Source organism: Microbulbifer maximicatervae (SeqCode) (assembly GCF_052467815.1).
In genome coordinates, this window is record NZ_CP174326.1 from 5012796 (window position 1) to 5029937 (window position 17142).

The 17142-nt window shown below is 45.5% G+C and carries 14 protein-coding genes; 5 read left to right on the forward strand and 9 right to left on the reverse strand.

Annotation, left to right across the window (positions count from 1 at the left end):
- Positions 1-737: 737 nt before the first annotated feature.
- From ACJJIW_RS21695 to ACJJIW_RS21710, 4 genes are all read right to left on the reverse strand, one after another.
- Entirely contained in the window at positions 738-1586 is an 849-nt protein-coding gene (locus tag ACJJIW_RS21695; RefSeq protein WP_444936331.1) for a TolB-like translocation protein, read from the reverse strand.
- 623 nt (positions 1587-2209) lie between these two features.
- Positions 2210-2782: an NAD(P)H-dependent oxidoreductase gene (locus tag ACJJIW_RS21700; protein ID WP_444936332.1), complete on the reverse strand. Its 573-nt coding sequence runs from the start codon at positions 2780-2782 to the stop codon at positions 2210-2212.
- Positions 2783-2818: 36 nt separating this feature from the next.
- Positions 2819-3196 (reverse strand): MerR family transcriptional regulator, encoded by a 378-nt coding sequence (locus tag ACJJIW_RS21705; protein WP_444907669.1) that lies wholly within the window; start codon positions 3194-3196, stop codon positions 2819-2821.
- A 452-nt stretch (positions 3197-3648) separates the two neighbouring features.
- Positions 3649-4731, reverse strand: a complete 1083-nt coding sequence (locus ACJJIW_RS21710) for an NAD(P)/FAD-dependent oxidoreductase (RefSeq protein ID WP_444936333.1) — start codon at positions 4729-4731, stop codon at positions 3649-3651.
- Positions 4732-4939: 208 nt separating this feature from the next.
- Here ACJJIW_RS21710 and ACJJIW_RS21715 point away from each other — a divergent pair, with 208 nt between their 5' ends.
- Entirely contained in the window at positions 4940-6088 is a 1149-nt protein-coding gene (locus ACJJIW_RS21715) for a LysR family transcriptional regulator (protein WP_444936334.1), read from the forward strand.
- A gap of 499 nt (positions 6089-6587) precedes the next feature.
- Here ACJJIW_RS21715 and ltrA read toward each other — a convergent pair whose 3' ends face one another.
- Positions 6588-7886 (reverse strand): group II intron reverse transcriptase/maturase, encoded by a 1299-nt coding sequence (ltrA, locus tag ACJJIW_RS21720; protein WP_444935414.1) that lies wholly within the window; start codon positions 7884-7886, stop codon positions 6588-6590.
- A gap of 718 nt (positions 7887-8604) precedes the next feature.
- Here ltrA and csrA point away from each other — a divergent pair.
- Complete coding sequence (gene csrA, locus ACJJIW_RS21725) at positions 8605-8769, forward strand: carbon storage regulator CsrA (RefSeq protein ID WP_282933640.1); 165 nt, start codon at positions 8605-8607, stop codon at positions 8767-8769.
- A 166-nt stretch (positions 8770-8935) separates the two neighbouring features.
- Here csrA and ACJJIW_RS21730 read toward each other — a convergent pair whose 3' ends face one another.
- The 3 genes from ACJJIW_RS21730 to ACJJIW_RS21740 form a co-directional block, all read right to left on the reverse strand.
- Positions 8936-9514 (reverse strand): dienelactone hydrolase family protein, encoded by a 579-nt coding sequence (locus tag ACJJIW_RS21730; protein ID WP_444936335.1) that lies wholly within the window; start codon positions 9512-9514, stop codon positions 8936-8938.
- Between the two features lie 58 nt (positions 9515-9572).
- Positions 9573-10010, reverse strand: coding sequence for an N-acetyltransferase (locus tag ACJJIW_RS21735; RefSeq protein WP_444936336.1), 438 nt, complete (start codon positions 10008-10010; stop codon positions 9573-9575).
- A gap of 233 nt (positions 10011-10243) precedes the next feature.
- Positions 10244-10504 carry a TrmH family RNA methyltransferase gene (locus ACJJIW_RS21740; RefSeq protein WP_444936337.1) on the reverse strand — a complete coding sequence of 87 codons (261 nt, stop codon included), beginning with the start codon at positions 10502-10504 and terminating at the stop codon, positions 10244-10246.
- Positions 10505-11122: 618 nt separating this feature from the next.
- Here ACJJIW_RS21740 and cas9 point away from each other — a divergent pair.
- Genes cas9 through cas2 form a run of 3 tightly spaced genes read left to right on the forward strand, consistent with a single transcriptional unit; the run spans position 11123 to position 15769 of the window.
- Positions 11123-14431, forward strand: a complete 3309-nt coding sequence (gene cas9 / locus ACJJIW_RS21745; RefSeq protein WP_444936338.1) for a type II CRISPR RNA-guided endonuclease Cas9 — start codon at positions 11123-11125, stop codon at positions 14429-14431.
- Positions 14432-14466: 35 nt separating this feature from the next.
- A complete protein-coding gene (gene cas1 / locus ACJJIW_RS21750) occupies positions 14467-15381 on the forward strand; it encodes a type II CRISPR-associated endonuclease Cas1 (RefSeq protein WP_444936339.1) in 915 nt (304 codons plus the stop codon).
- Positions 15382-15436: 55 nt separating this feature from the next.
- Positions 15437-15769, forward strand: a complete 333-nt coding sequence (gene cas2 / locus ACJJIW_RS21755) for a CRISPR-associated endonuclease Cas2 (RefSeq protein WP_444936340.1) — start codon at positions 15437-15439, stop codon at positions 15767-15769.
- A 757-nt stretch (positions 15770-16526) separates the two neighbouring features.
- On the opposite strand, the gene ACJJIW_RS21760 is transcribed toward cas2, so the two are convergent.
- Positions 16527-16832, reverse strand: a complete 306-nt coding sequence (locus ACJJIW_RS21760; RefSeq protein ID WP_444936341.1) for a hypothetical protein — start codon at positions 16830-16832, stop codon at positions 16527-16529.
- Positions 16833-17142 lie beyond the last annotated feature (310 nt).

The following is a 17142-nucleotide window of genomic DNA, read 5'->3' on the forward strand; positions in this document are numbered from 1 at the left end:
CGTATATTTGTATCTAAATAAAACAAAGTTTGTATTCCCTCCATTATTCTTCGCATAAGAACCAAACCTTCCGACCGGGTCAGTATACCCATTTTGATATAGTGTAATCTCCTTTATATTGACGTATACAGGCTTGACCTCCACATAAAACACAGAAACTAAACCTAAAATAAATAGGCAACCTGAAACTGTAAGGAGAACACGACTAAAATACTTAAGGAATCCATTCATACATTTTAAATCAACTCAAGTAATACAAGACAATCTCTATCATTGATAAATTTTAACCTACCATGGGGCCCCAATCTACTAACACTAACGATCTCCCGGACTAATTTTAACTCCGGCAATAGCTACATGTTCTACAACAAATATCTCAGGCTGAACTTCGGTTCCAAATAGAGAAATGGCTATCAGAAAGAACAGGTATTTTGTGGCGTGCATATTTATTGCGTATTCTAGTTGCACAAACCTTAATCCAACCTGATTTCTATCAACATTGTTTCAAGTTTTCGGTAGTTTGTGGCTAATAGAGGCTAACACATAAAGGTGAACGCTCACATACTTGGTGTGGTGCTCACCTTCTCACTTGGTGAAAGGATTCTATACAACTTAACAGGTTGCTGCGGGATCAACCGGGGCTTCATGTATCGTGAAGACCGGAAATATCGTTAAAGAATTTAAATTTAGCAAAATAATGATAGATACAGAGAACTAGGCGTAGCTTAGTGTAAATTTTATTTAGGTCTAAGGGCCTCAATAAACTTCGCATCTACCCACATTATTTCAAAATTCGGTGGAGTACAACGCCGACAGTAGAAAAGGTATTTCCCATCAGGTGTTACATATCCACCACCATCTTCCCCTTCTGTATTGATATTATCACCGAAGTTAATAGCCGCACCCCATGAGCCATCTTGTTGGCGAAAACTGATGTACATATCGCTATCACCATATCCACCCTCTCTTTCACTATCCCAGATAATATAGGACTCATCAGGGGCAATAAACGGATGAGCAGTCCACTTGCCTGTATTTATCTGCTCTCCAAAAGGTTTTGGCGCTTCACGCTTACCATCTAACAGACGCGAATATCGAAGAATACCATCTCCATTTGAACCCACTTCATCAAATACAAAGGTTCCTTTTGAAGAAGCCGTAAGGCGCATGATACGAAAGTCTTCAAATAGTGGCCCCAGGCTTTTAGGTTCTGACCAACCATTGTCAGTGCGCGCTCTATATCGATTTCTAGAATACATTGTTTGACCATCAGGTGAGATAGAGCCACCCCAGGCCACTTCCGATTCATACCAACGATTACCCTCAAGCTTGAATACAACTTTCGAAGACTCACCACTTTGGTGATATCTTCTTGTAACGTAGTACTCCTGCATATCAGGCGTGAAGTAGCCACCCCAATCCCGATACTCTTTCGAGGGATTAGGAGCGAATAACTTTGGAGTCAACCCAGGAGGTTTCTGTCCAAGATAGGGCCCTTCAAGAGCTGCCTGTGTATCCTGACTATAACTGTTAACACCCAGGGCTAGCAGTGAGAGTAGAGCCATTGAAATACAAAGGTTCCTCATGACATATCCTTGCTTAAATATGAAGTAATAAGCAATCAATGTATCTATTCAGGCTTTATAACACCTGACGTCCATATGAATTTTGCCTGATTCTTGTGGGAAGAGGTGTGATCCGCCAGCTATTTGTATGAAATATGCTCAAAAGTGGCTCTACAGCGAGGGTTCGGACCTCCCTTTTGCCCTCCATATATACTGACCTTGCGGCTCATTTTGTATTGCCAATCCACACCGAGCCCCCAATTACAGAGAGAGTTATCGGGAAACGACGATCTTAAACCTATAGAAATACTCCCTCAGATATTCACCTATTCGCTGTAAGTAAATCCACAAGTCTGCCCAAAAGAATAGATGCTGATGGAAACTATGAAGTAACGAGTACTATTTTCTAATATCAATCGAATGATCAATTTTTATTCTGCGGGATTAAGAATGAGCATACTTTAGCCCCAATAGCTGCTGCATTTTCTACCAGATAGACATCAATCTGGTAGAAAGTGCAGCTCAATTAGATACATTGCCTGAAATACACTTTCTTAGATCTCTACCGATTGAAGATAAGATATAGTCAAGCATATTGATTATCGTTAAGAAGTCGTAATTATCATAGATTGATTTATTCTAGATTATATACAGCTAGCACCAAGTTCCTGAACAGCTTTCAACCAGGAGCCCCGTTGATTCTTATCAGACAAAATCATTGAACCAAATAAATTGACCTCTGCTTTTGAAAAACCACAGTATTGAAGAGTAAATCGATCAAGCTGCTCTAATACTGGCTTTGCTTGTTCTTCTAAATATTCTGTAGGGGCATCCATTGTCAAAATTATTCTTGATGTTTTGCCTTTAAGAAGCTGTATCGGTTCTGTACTACCACTCTCAAATTTAAAGGTAATTCCGGGAAGAAAAGATCGATCAATCAAGCCTTTGAGCTTTCCTGGCAATCCGCCCCACCAAATAGGCGACACCACAACAATATGCTGTGCCCATTTAAGAGCCTCTTGAAATTCAGATAGACAATCCTCCAATACTTGATAGTCATCGTACCCAAACTCTAAATTCGAATTGAAGTCCATTTCCGACAGGTTATATCGTCGAACATTAGTCTGTCTCTTTGCTTCAGACTCATAGACATCGCTCAACTGCTTAACAAAACTGTTCTTCTTTGGATTGCCATTTATAAGTAGGATATTTTTCATCTCGTCATACTATTGCTTAAAGACATGATGAAAAGTCTACCGTCTCCCCTTAAGGGGAGGGTCAAGGCTTTTATGACAGGAATCTATAGACGCAATACATTGATCAACCTTTTCAGCTTTATTAGAAAGTGATTCCAATTCAGCCTCAATTTTTCTTTTTACTTTCTTCAGAAAGACACTGATTCGAGCCCAATCAACCTCTCCATTATGGTATCGAATAACATCCTTCAACTCAGCCAAAGTCACTCCAAGTGCTTTAGCTTCTGAGATCAAAGTAAGAATTTCAACATCTTCTGCCGTATAGACTCTATATCTGCCCTGCCTTTTAGGAACGGCAATGAGGCCTTTTTCCTCATAAAATCTTATCGCCTTTACAGTGAGATTCGTCCTTCTTGACACCTCTCCAATAAACATACAGACCTCCTACCTATGCACAATTTCCCAATGAGATTACAGCCTATGAAAAATATTCATCACATAAAAGGAGCCTTTCATGAGTTTGGGACCTTCGCCAGCTCTTACGGGCACCTAGTAGAAACCCATAAGAGCCGGGACTCACTTCTTACATTCTCATGCTTTCGGCACAAACATTACGTTGAAGAACGTAAATACGCAATACCGCAAATTAAGAAGAAAAGGCCCTCTAATTTCCTGTAATAAATTCAGACGGGGAACCTAACTACGTAAATAAACTACTACTAATGGCAGTAACACCTCTATGCCGCCTCATACGCATCTGGCAAGTATGGCTAGTATCTGGACTACCTCTTACTTGATTTTCAATGGTCAGTGAGAATGTCTATTCAGAGAAACCTTAGAGACTGGTAGATTTTAATTAGAGGTACTCTACTGTATACCAAAAAGCTCTAGCTAAGTAAGTCTGGAGTTGTACCGCTCGCTTTAAGCATGTGGCCTATCCCCATGTCTTTTTGTTTCAGGTTAACAAATAGCTTTGAAGTAAAAACACCAAAGGGCATTTGAGCTACACCAGTCTCTGTACCGGTCGGCGTAACAATGGCATAACTAGGTGTTTTATAAGGCTTAACCTTTTTACCTTTGGCTTGATTAATGATAACGCTCGCTAAGATGCCTCCTTGAACGTTTGCTATATAGCCGTGCTTATTTTTATCCAGAGTAGAGCAATCACCTATCGCATAAAGGTTAGAATAACCCCTAACCCGCATATATTCGTCCACTTTAATTAATCCCATCTTATCTAACACACCGGGTAATTCTGTTTTTAGAAACTCCGTATTTGGCGACATACCTACACATTCATAAACCAGGTCTGCCTTGAAGGTTTCTTGAGTATTTATAGAACGGTAAATTGCACCTTCCTTAACTAGCCGGGTATTGAGGTGTACGCTAACGCCTTTAGCCGTAAGCTGCTCTAGCGCCTTGTTCTGAGCTTTAGGCTTAAGATGGCCAAGTAGTACATCTTTAGAATGCACCAAAGTCACGGTTTTATTGGGAAAAGCGCTGCTAATTTCCCCAGCCAGCTCCACGCCAACGGTACCGCCTCCTACAATCAAAACTGACTGAGATTTCGCCAGTATTTTTTGCTCATTCCGCATTTCTTGCTCACGCTCGGAAATCGTATAAGCTGATGTGGATTTAGCTATCGGCAAGGTTGGGTAGCGACTGCCTGTCGCGATAACTGCCTGTTTAAAGTGGATCTCTAATCCATTTGATGACTTTGCTATCCGGTCATCCATGGAAACCACATCTGCTTGAACAAAATCGCTCTGAATAAAGTCACGATAATATTTACGTGGATTAGCAGTCAGTAAGTTAGGCGCTATCGCATTACGTAATGTGGCAAAGGTCACTTCAAAATGGTCCTTTCGGTCAACCAATACCACCTGCATACCCTGCTTAGCTAACTTTTGGGCCACAGAAACACCAGCAAAGCCTCCGCCAACGATTAACACGTCTGTCCGTTTGATCATAACTCACCTCAATATCGTTCAACTGTTCGGATAAAGCGCGGCCGTTCGCAATGCCTCACGAACAGGTCACTTCTTGATAGGGAGATAAGGTTAAAGTTAGACTTAGACTAATGATATTAACTATAATCTAAGTTCTTGTTAGCTTTTACCTAACAAGTTGATTTAGCTGATATCGGGTGATGATACCGCGCAGGCATGAAGTAAAAAGGTGCACGCAGACTCCCAGCTTCTGCTGGTAGAAGAAAAACAAATAGCTGGTTTACGTAAAAGCTGCTCATTCAAAATGATCAGCGGTGTTGATGCTGTCCAGTTTGCAAGCACTGGCAAATGGTATCGAGTGCAGATTACTCATGTTGTCAGCACAACAGAAAAGATGCTTCATAAAAGAAAGCCAGTTAATGGCTATTTTCAGTTTGAGATCCTCAAATATGCTGCATCAGAAACTTACCTATATTTTCTCTTAACTCACGCCACTATGACTTTGGAACAATTACGATATTTTAAGGCGATAGTTGAAGGGGGCTCGCTAAAAGCTGCTGCCCAGACACTTCACCGAACACAGCCCACTATAAGCGCCGCCATCAAGAAATTAGAGGCGGACCTCAATCTACAGCTATTTGATCGGGACCAATACAGGAGCACACTCACAGCTGACGGCAAAGCCCTGTATGAACAATCCAAATATGTACTAGCTGAAGCCCACTCGTTTGAGAGCTTAGCTAAACAGCTAGTCGCAGGAGAAGAACTGGAAGTAGGTATTGCGTTTACTTCCGCCATACCAGTCGGCCCAATACTCAGCGCAATCCGTCAGTGCAAAATTGAGTACCCAAAAACACGCTTGGAGGTCTATTCCGAAAATGGCCTTGGGCCACTGGACTTATTGAAGGGAGGCCAGGTTTCCATAGCTATCATTCCGTGGACTGAAACTTACGACCAGCTTGAATCCATTCATCTAATGAATATGAAATTCATTTCTGTGATCGCTGGCGACTCTCCCCTACTTACCCAATACGAGGAAATCCCAAGGCAGATTATGCTACACCATCCCCAGGTGATCATCAGTGGTAGGAAGTCATCCACTAAAACCTACGGGGTGCTTGAAGGGGGCGATCAATGGAGAGTCAACGATTTTCCGACTAAAAAAGAAATTATTCTTCAAGGTATGGGTTGGGGTACGCTACCAGAACATATGATAGAAGCGGAGCTTGAACAGGGCTTATTATCGCCCATAGCAGTGGAAGGGATACCAAAACCGCAAGAACTGGAAGTGCGGGTGGCTAGACAAGCATCTGATCCGATGGGTCCCGTAGCAAGTTACCTTTGGCAATTATTCCTAAACCTTCAAGGCTTTCATTAGAAAACACTTACGATATTTCTACCAAAATTTTTCAGATTCTTTATGTTTAAAATATAGATTCTAAGAATTTGAAGCTGACCTACCAGGTGTTTGTACTTTACGAGAGAAACTCTTTGGTTGAGCTTCATCACACTAGCACATAGGTAAATAAAAGGCGCTTAAATTATCCTATTAGAAACAATTAAGTTTGTTTCCATATCAAAGATGCGTAAAATCGATAGATCTCTATTAGTATTTTGTTATTTTTGGTTCGGCTTGATTCGGCTCTCACCTAAAGAGAAGTACCAGAATTTCCTAAACGATCCATTCCTTCAAAAGGAGAACGGTAGCGAGATATAAGAATAAGTAAAAGGCGCTGACCCAAGGTGCTACCAACACCCGGGGCCAGCTAACCAAATTGATACAGACACTATCAAAAGTCGAGTAGACCAAAGGAACTTCCCCTTCAGCCTCTCACAGAACCGTACGTGAACCTCTCAATTCATACGGCTCTTCGTATTCAGCACATTTTCAATCTTCCCATTCTCCAGTGTGCAAACAAGCCACGCATTTGTTGACGAACCTTTCCAATAAAGACCCAACTCTTGAAACAGCTTCGCTTCAGATGCTTAAACTTCTTCCTGGCCCAACGCATCAGCGTTTGGTCAAGATACTTCTGAAGTCGATAAACACCATATTTCCGCCCAAAGTGACCGTAGTAGTTCAGCCATCCTTGTATTGCTGGATTAAGTGCTTGTGCCATCTCCGACAGTGATCGATCCACCCAGTTAATCACACGCCATTGCCTAACCTTATCCTTGATCCTCTTGAAAGCTTTTGGGCTCATTGATGGACCAAAGGCAGTGAAGGTTTGTCCATGGCGATTCTTTGCTTTCCTGGGACCAAATCGATAACCCAGAAAGTCAAAATGGATCACAGGGTGGTTGTCTTTGCGGTTGCTGTTCTTGCAATAAACCTTGCGGGTTTTCTCTGGATGAGCTTCAAGCCCGCAGGTAGTCAGGCGTGCTTTTAGAGCCGCCAGTAAGCGATCCGCCTCTCGAGGATTACGACAATGGTAAACAGCATCATCCGCGTAACGCTCAAAAGGAATATCTCTGTGCGTTCTCACCATCCAGGCGTCCAGCGCGTAGTGCAAAAACAAGTTTGCCAGTAGCGGGCTGATTACACCCCCTTGTGGAGTACCTTGTGTTCGCTCTTCAAGCTGTCCGTCCCGATGTTGTACTGGAGCCGTTAACCAGCGCTGTACATAGAGTCTGACCCACCGATGATTATTATGTTTATCTAATGCCCTCAGCAGGAGTTCGTGATTAATATTGTCAAAGAAACCTTTGATATCTAAATCAACTACCCAGATTCTATCCCAGCATCGTTGTCGAGCTCGACGCACTGCGTCTATAGCAGATCTGCCTGGCCGATAGCCGTAGGAGTCGGGGTGAAATACCTTCTCCAATTCTGGCTCCAGCAGTTGCTTAGCCACCATTTGTGCAATGCGATCTTCGATTGTGGGGATACCCAGTGGTCGCAGGCTGCCATCGAGTTTCGGAATATCCACTCGTTTGACGGCTGATGGAAAATAGCTGCCAGATGACATCCGATTCCATAGCTTGTACAGGTTTTTGGCGAGATTCGATTCATATTGCTCTATCGTTATCTCATCAATCCCCGCTCCGCCGCCATTGGCCTTGATCTGCTTCCACGCTTCCCAAACCGCTCGCTTGGGAATATTGAATGGCTTTGCGCTAATCGTTAATTCCTCCCCATCTGGGTTGATTACACGGTTAGTCGCCGAATACGACAACCCCTTCGCTCCACGTCCATTACAGCCGCTTCTCCACTACTACGGGTTGTTCCGCCCCTGTGACCAGTCTTGGTACTCAACGTCTTGCAGGGCCTCTACTTGACGCTCTTCCTTAACACCTGGACGACAGGTTCTCCTGTTCCACCCAAAAGCCTGTTGTGTGTTCACGCCACCTCTATGCCGGATGCCACTCGGTCGGTAAACAGGTAACCTCCAAGCTTATCCCCGCACTTAGCCAGTGCACGGGTTTTGACATCATCTTGGTAATACGCTTTCGACACCTCATCAGTGGTTCATTTGCATTCGTCTCTACACAACATACCTGACGTATCTCGTACGCCTTTTCCTCAAGCGCTTCTAACCAAAGCTCTTTACTCCGATCACCTTGAGGGGGTTTGTTATCACTTCCTGCAAAGCGATAACGGAGGGCCGACCTCCATCTCCTGGATAGCACGTATTTTTTTTTATTTATAAAAAAAAAAAAAAAAATACTCAGGACGCACTGGCTATATGCATCATACGCTAGATACCCGCTCGTCTTCAATAAAGTGGTGTACATTCAGCAGCTTGAGGCGTGTCCCCAAGCTCTGGGAGCGTTGCGCTCGCCTTTTCTTCTTCTATGCTTATCGTTCTCGTGCGCCCCCTCTTCTAGCCGCTTCTTTCAATACTCACCCAAGAGAACGCTCTTTCTTGTAGCCTATATCAGTAGGAAATGAATATGTTGATATTGAAACGCCGAATAGGTGAAAACCTACGAATCGGCACCAAAGTTTCGGTTAAGGTATTAGAGGTTAAAGGCAATCAAGTGAAGATGGGGATACATGCCCCCAAGTCCGTACCCGTTCATCGAGAAGAAATATATAGGCGCATCCAAAAGGAATAGATGGTGAACTGCCGAAGCCGTTGAGAAGCAAGTGTTCGGTCTTCCCAGCGGCTTTCCAATTAGTTTATGACCTTTGGAAAGGCCTCGGTTAGCTAAATACTTGCACAAACTAACCAATAACAACTGTCTCTATGTGATATTTGTCAAACTCCAATACGAACTGCACTCAACTGAAACCTTTACAGATGGGGTCATTGAAGGGCGTATTACATACTATCTGCTTGTATTTAGCATAAGCTTCTGCATTATAATTTCTGGAATGGGGATTCATAAAGCCATGAAGGTAAGTGGAATGATGAACCTCCACTTGCTCTTTCTGCTTCAAAGTCTGTATGACCTCTGATACAGAAAAATGAGGCTCCATCGCCGGGAATATCAAGCGCGTAGGAAATATAGGATCAACTTTGACGTAATGGCGAACTTGTGAACTATAAAATAAAATTGCCCCTGAAACATTACTCAAAGCTTGATGATCAGATAATCTCCATATGGCCGATGCACCAATACTAAAACCTACTAAACTCACATAACCAAATGATGCGCTGATTCGTTCTGATAATTTTTCAACGTATTTATCGAACCCAACCTTTGATGTAAAGTGTGAATACGCCTCAACTTCACAATCGAAATTCATCAATCCTGAATTATACGGATCAACTATCTCCACACTACCAGGAAGATCAGCTGCAAATCGCTCTAACGCTTTTGTACGACCAAAAATATCTGAAACCAAAATCCAAGCCATAGTTTATTTTTTTCATATAACAAGAAAGAAACGATACACCGACCAGTTATAGTTTAATCTATACATATTTATCGAGTTCGATACAGTATGTCGTAAAACATCGACCCAACAGCTCAGTTTTATGCACTGTTTTGGATATTCTTTTCAAAGCCCTGTATTCTGGCCTACTATCAAGCAAATGACACACTATTTCCTTATGCCCTAACCCCTTAGCCCAACCGATCATTGTTTTGAATACTGAGAGTCCAGAACCCCAAAACTGTTGAGATATGACAACAGCCATCTCAAAGCCGTTATCGTCAGGTTGAATACCACACCACCCAGCTAATACTCCACCGATGTAAATTAGTCGAACACGGCACCCAGGCAGGGAGTCTACTTCTAATTTAACTTTGATCCACTCATTAATACTCTGGGCATCAAAGTATTCATGTTTAATTAAGTGCTCCCTAAGTGAATCCTCATTGAGTACAGCTAACAGCTTATCTCGATTCACTTGGGTTAGCTCCTTAAACTCTATTCTGCTCATATTAAAGTGATTTTGGTCTTCTCGTTTTGGGGCGACTTTAAAGACGAAACAATTTTTGCTTGCTTTATAAGTTACCCAAGATTAATTACGACCGAAAGGTAGATGCCTATTCAATAAGGAAAGTTTCTTTATCCATTTGAAGAAAAGAATGCAGCCACCGTGTAAAAAAACACAAATAGGACATCAACTTCATCGTTCTATTAGCCGCTACGGTTTGCTCTCTTGTACTTTTCCTGGCACTCGCGGCGCTGCTTAGTAACTTCATACAATACAATTCCAGAAGTTGTTCCGAGATTCAGGCTTTCAATCATTCCAAACATTGGAATGGATACGCAGAAAGCACTATTTTCTACTGCAAGATCACTTATACCTCTGGATTGAAAAATCATCCACATATAGATAAGAGTAAACATCATCAAAAGCAGGAGTGAAAGCTTACCGAGCACAGATTTTATGACCATGTGTCTTACCATTTACTCTACTGCATCAGCGTAATCGCTTATCATAAAAAATAGCACTGTGAAGGAGATTACTTGGATTCATGATCGAGGAGCAAAATTGTGCTTATAGCTTATCCAATACTTCTTCGTAACTCTCGCGCTCAATGTATCCAGAAAGAGTGCTCACAACCTTCTCGCTCCAGAATTTTCAGTTTCTAGCCAAAGTAAATCAGTGCCAGGCAACTCCTCGGCAATTGAGAAATCTCCCCCCCCCAAAAACCGACAAATATTAAGGATCTTAAAAGCTGAAGAATCAATGCACTGAGCTATCTGCATAAAACAAAATGATACAAACTCAGAATAACAATCAATATGAGACAGCACGCAGGAAAAAATATATGCGCACCAATTAAAGCGGAAAATATTTTGTTAAAAGAGCCCCCGAAGGGGCTCGTAGATATCGTTGGTCTCGGGCCTAAGCCCTGACCTTGTTACCGAAGGTCCCCACCATCGGAAAGTTCGATACCTTTTTAGGCTATCGCCTTATAAAAATTGAGTCAACACCCTCCATTACAATCTCCCATTTAATCTGCTTTCACGGTAACCTAACCAGCCAATGCAGGTATTAGGGATAACGCTATGTATCAACTTGGACTTGATTTGGGCACTGCGTCTATCGGCGCTGCGGCAATTTCTTTAAAACAAGAAGGTCTGCCGCAGGATCTTATCTGGTGGGAATGCCAGCTGTTTTCGGAACCCCTGGAAAATGATAAGGGGCAACTCAAGCCCAAAAAGGCTGAGCGCAGGGGCGCCCGGCTACAGCGGCGGCAGATAGAGCGGCGGGCGGGTCGGCTTAAACACCTGGCCACCCTTAAACCCCTACTCGGCTTAACGCACACACCGGTACCAACTGCAAATGCCCAGGTTCACTATTTGCGAGCCAAGGCTGCGCGGGAGGAAATTGACCTGGAAAGTTTCCACCAGGTGTTAATGCATATCAGCAAACGTCGAGGTTATGGCGGCACCCTAAAGGTTCAATCGAAGCAGGCGGAAGCGGGCGAGGTCAAGAGCGGCAATCTTCGCCTTACTGAAGAGCTGGAGGCCTTATCGCAAAGTTTACAGGTTGCCCGCGCAACTATCGGTGAATACCTGCACCTCAGAAAGCAATTCAATTTGCCTACCAGACTAAAAGTTGCCAGCGAAGGCATCTATCACTGCCCGCAATATCCCGCTTTTCGCTCCGCGCTCAACCTGGACAGTGCCGGCGAAAGCCTGCCAAATATGTACACACTCAGGGAAGACCTTGTATTTGAGTTCAACCAGATCTGGGCTACCCAGCAGCAATATCATCCTGCACTGCGCAACCCGGAAATAAGGCAGTCTTTTTTTGATGTCCTTTTTTTTCAGCGCCCGCTGAAGTCCCCCGAGGATAAGGTGGCAAAATGCCCGCTGAGCGAGTTCCACTTGCGAGCGCCCCGGGCGCAGATGTCGGCACAACAGTTCCGTATTGAAAAACAACTGCTAGACCTGCGCTGGGGCAGAGGCAAGCATGCCTCACCTCTCACCAGAGAGCAGCGCTCAATAATAAGAGCACTGATGAATGAGTCCCGCGAGGTATCCTTTAGCCGTATCGAAAAATCATTGGAAAAGGCAGGGCAGAATCCTCCGGCCGGAAAATCCCTCAATATGGACAGGGCACAGCTGGGTGGGCGGGAATACTTAAGCGGGAACTCAACACTGGCCGCCTGGCGATCCCTCAAACTGGATGACTGCTGGGAAAAGCTGCAAACTATCACACAAATTCAGGTTATTAATTTTCTCGCAGATCTCGGTTCCCCAGAACAATTGGATAGCGACGATTGGCACCAGCGCTTTGTCGGTAAAAACAATCAGCCGAAAAGCTTCTCCGCTGAATTCCGATCATTTATCGACAAGCTCAGGACCCAGCCTAAGTTTGGCCGCCTGTCGGCAATGGGCTTTGACAGCGGGCGGGCCAGCTACTCGGTGAAGGCACTGACACAGTTAACAGAGTGGATCAGGCAACAGGAAGAGGAAAATCCGGGGGCCAAACTCAGCGAACACTCCGCTATTCAAGCCTGCTTTCTCGATACGGCGAAACCACCAATTGCCAGTGACCACCCTCTACTGGGAGCGCCTCCAGTTACAGGAAATGACACGGTTGATATTGCCCTGCGACAATTGCGCACCGTTATCAATCGAGCCATCACCAGACTCAACGGCAAGCCGGAACAGATTGTTATCGAGCTTGCCAGAGAAATGAAAAAAGGGCCCAAGGCACGCAATGAACAGGAGCGACAAAACAACCTGTTTGCCAAAGCGCGCAAGGCGGCTGCCGAAAAAATTGCCGAACACGGTATCACTGTAAGCTCCACCCGTATTCTCTGTTATCAACTGTGGGAGGAACAGGGCCATCAGTGTCCCTATTGTGAGAAGAGCATTGGTCTGGAACAGGCACTTTCCGGGGCCGAAACCAACTTGGAGCATATTTTGCCGCGCTCACTGACCAACGTCGGCCGGCGTCGCTCTGAACTGGTGCTGTCCCACCGCGCTTGCAACGATGAAAAAGGCAATCGCACCCCCTATCAGGCGTTTGGCCGCGACCCTGAACGCTGGCGGCTAATCGAGTCTCGCGCAGAGGCGCTGCAAAAGCGGAGCAAACAAAAGTACTACCGGAAGTCCGCGCTGCTGGTTATGAGAGACTATGAGCAAGAGGTGCTGACGGACGAGAGTATCGCCGGGTTTGCCGAACGACAGCTGCACGAGACCTCCTGGCTGGCTAAAGTGGCGGCGCAGTGGCTGTCTGAACTGGGCTGCCAGGTCTATGTGTCCCGGGGCCAGCTTACCGCCGATCTGCGCCATCGCTGGAAACTGAATACCGTTATTCCCCAGGCGCGGCTCGATAGCGGCCTGCCCATCGCCGATATGGACGGGAAGGAAATCTCCAGGGAAGAATTTGAGCGCCACCGCCAATATTGGGAGGGCCACACCGCAACGCAGGAAAGCTGGACTCCGCGACAGCCGGATAAACGCATCGATCACCGCCACCACTTGGTGGATGCCATTGTGATCGCCCTCACCTCCAGGAGCCTATTGCAGAAATACGCAAACGCCTGGCGGCGGGCGCAGGAAGCAAGTGGTAGAAAACCGCGTTTGGAACTCACCCCAGCCATTGCCAATATTCGCGAATTAACCCTCGCGGCTGTGAAAGCCTGCTGGCCGAAACACAAAACGGATCGATACCCGGATGCCTGCCTGTTTGAAGATACCGCCTACGGCTTGAGTGAAAAACAAACTCATGAGGGAGAGAGCGAAACGTGGCTGGTGAAGCGAAAACCGATTTCAGCAATGGCTCCCAAAGGGAAAACGGCCGAAAAAGTTATTGAAACAATCAACAAAGAAGTCGCCGGGGAGACAATTAAAGCGCACCTCATCAAAGTTTTTCAGCAGCGTATTGCCGCCGGGCAAACACCCCAGGAAGCCCTTGATTCACCGATTGAGTTTCAGGGTAATATTTTGCGCAAAGTCCGCTGCTACCATCAACACAGCCGCAATGGCCGGCGTATTGAACACCGCAGCCGCTCGGGCCTCCACCATAAATATTTAATCCCCGAGGGTTACGCCTATTTGGAAGCCAAGCGCCTGGAGAGCGGCGGTATCAGCTCCCCCACGCTAGTTCGCGCTGTTGAGGCCCTAGCCATTAAAGAGCAGCCGGTGCCGGAGGATTGTATTCGTGTTTATAAAGGCGATACCTGGCGAGAGAAGCAATCTGGCCGCCACTTTTTAGTTCGCGAGTTTAATGTTGATAAAAATATTCTACTAATATTAACCCCCGCAACGGAAACCAAACCCGTTAAGCAACTAAATAAACACTGGGGTAAAAAGAAAAAATCTGCAAACAAGTTTTTTGTGGAATTTGAGCCCGTGTAACTCGCCCCATAAACCAGCCCACAAAGGGAGTCCGGGTGTCAGAACAGCATATTTTACTGATTGAAAACCCCTGCTCCCTCAGCATCCACCTGGGCTGCCTGCGTATCTGTCGGGAAAACGAGGATGCCCTCCGGATTCCTCCGCAGGACATTGCAGTCATCTGCTTACACCACTTTGCAATCCGGATCAGCGTCGCCGTATTACAGGCACTAGCCGATGCGGGGGCTATTGTCATCATCACGGACAGCCGGCACCACCCCGCCGGGGCCCTACTGCCTGAATTCGGTCGTGGCCAAGCCACCCTGCGACTGCGCCAACAACTCGCCCTCGAGCAATCGGGAAAGACTGGAGCACTATGGAGGAAACTGGTGGCCGCCCGCTTGGGAACCCAAGCAAAAACCCTACAGAAACGGCAGCAAAAGTCTGTACAGCGCCTGCTTCGCTTATCCAAAAACGTTAAGGATGGAGACCCCGCCAACCTGGAGGGGCAAGGCGCTAAAATTTACTGGCGAGAGCTATTCGGCACCCCCTTTCAGCGGGAGAAGCACGGAGCCACAGACCCACTCAACGCCCGATTGAATTTTGGTTACACCATTATTCGCTCACTGATCGCCCGAGAACTAGCAATTGCGTCACTCAGGCCAGAGTTGGGGCTAGGGCATCACAGCCAGGAAAACCCATTTAACCTGGCGGACGACTTTTTAGAAGCTTACCGCTTTCTGGTTGAGGATACTGTTGCCAGTGAAGGCAATCCAGCCCCGCAACCGCTGGACGCGGAATCCAGGCGACAACTACTCGATCGTATTTATTCGGCTCCCATCCAACTACAGGGCAAAGATTTCCGCTTGCCGGCAGCAGTAAAACAAACCGTCAATAGCTTTATCCAACAACTGGAAGACCCAAATAAGAAGCCAGCACTGCTACTGCCAGATCACTCAGAAACGGCTTAAACAGTTTTACCGGGGAGGGATTTACGGCTGCGGCAAAGTTCCGTCAGGACCCACTATGTCAATCAATGGATGGAGAGTTATGTGGCTAATCACCGTATACGACTGCCCGGTTGGCACCGCCGAAGCCAGACATGACTACACGGTGTTTCGCAGAAAGCTGTTAAACTACGCCTTCTCGCAGGTGCAATATTCCCTGTATGTACGTCACTTTCCCACGCTCGCCAGCGCCGAGGCCATGATCGAGCGCTTAAAAAAGCAAATCCCGGCAGATGCCAAAGTGGCCTTTATGTTGATGACTGACAAACAATACAGTATGACCCGGGAGTTTCTTGGCCCAGAACCCAAACAGCAGCGCCCCAATGCCCCGCAACAGATACTCCTTATCTAGAAAAAAGCCCAACCAAATCAATAGGTTGGGCTCCTCCTAGCTTATCGAATTTTCCGATGGTGGGGAATCGGAACCACGCGGGTGAAATGGTCCATTTCCTCGTCAGCTTATCGAACTTTCCGATGGTGGGGAATCGGAACGAGGCCCGACGGATGCTACCGGCTAGAAAAAGCTTATCGAACTTTCCGATGGTGGGGAATCGGAACAATGCGGGTATCCAGGGTACCGCACAGTTGAGCTTATCGAACTTTCCTATGCGGGGTAATTAGATCAAGTCTGAACTACTACATTTAACTATACTCGTATTCCTGCCCTGAAAGAATTTAACCGGTATTTTTCTAGTTAGGCGAGGCCAGAAAACTGTAGCCAATATACTTAGAAGCCCCGTAATAACACCAAGAATCGCTAAACACTTCATCCTTGTGAATGAGAATTTCAATAATTCCTCATAATTCCAAACAATCCACTGCTTATTAAACTCATACTGTCCCACTTCTTCTTTTGAAAGGGATTCAATGTCAAGGTAACGATTTTCGATGACTTCCAAAGCCGTTGGTGTCCGTAGTTTTATCATAGGAAAACTCAAGGCTCCAACACCAACAAGAGCAAAGCAGCCCCCAAAAAAGCAGTGACCATCGAATTAGTTTCACAGTTCTACCAATAGTTTACATTGCCATCAAGGGCGACCGAAGCAGAGCCGGGACCATCCGGCTCTGCTAACAACTGGGCGAATTTGTTTGGCCTGACTATATGCTGCTCACCCACGGCTTCTGGACTTTGACATAGACTCAAATAAAATTATTAAAAAAGCGCCGCTTATTACAGGCAAAATAATCCCGGTAATAAAAAACATAATAGCAAATGAAAAATCACCGATATTAAAGCGCCTATATCCCTCCACGAACGGATACAAGAAGAATCCCATCAGCACACTATAGATAATGTACACAGGGACCTTGAGTAAAGTTCCGTCCCATAACTCTTCCAGACCGACGAAATAAATTGCCGGATAAAGCAGGCCAGCCAGAACAAAAATCAATATCAGATAAAGCCACTTACTCAAAGCTCATACCTCTTCGTTAAACCACCTGGCACCTCAAATAGGACACACATTAATCCATCCCCCACCGGCCCTTGCTATTTTGACTTGTTATGCATCATTTCTTTTTATCTTCAATCTGGCCAAACATTTAGCCTCTTTTGGTAGCATACCGCAGCTCCATCTAGTCGGTATTGGGTTGAAGTTTGTTAGTGCATTTCATACCAACCAGACCAGCTTGACTGAACCTTGTTGAACACTTCTTTGGGTTAATCATAGGAAAACAAATTCGTCGTGGTGTCTTTGCGTCAATAAAAGGTCTAGAGCAAAAGAT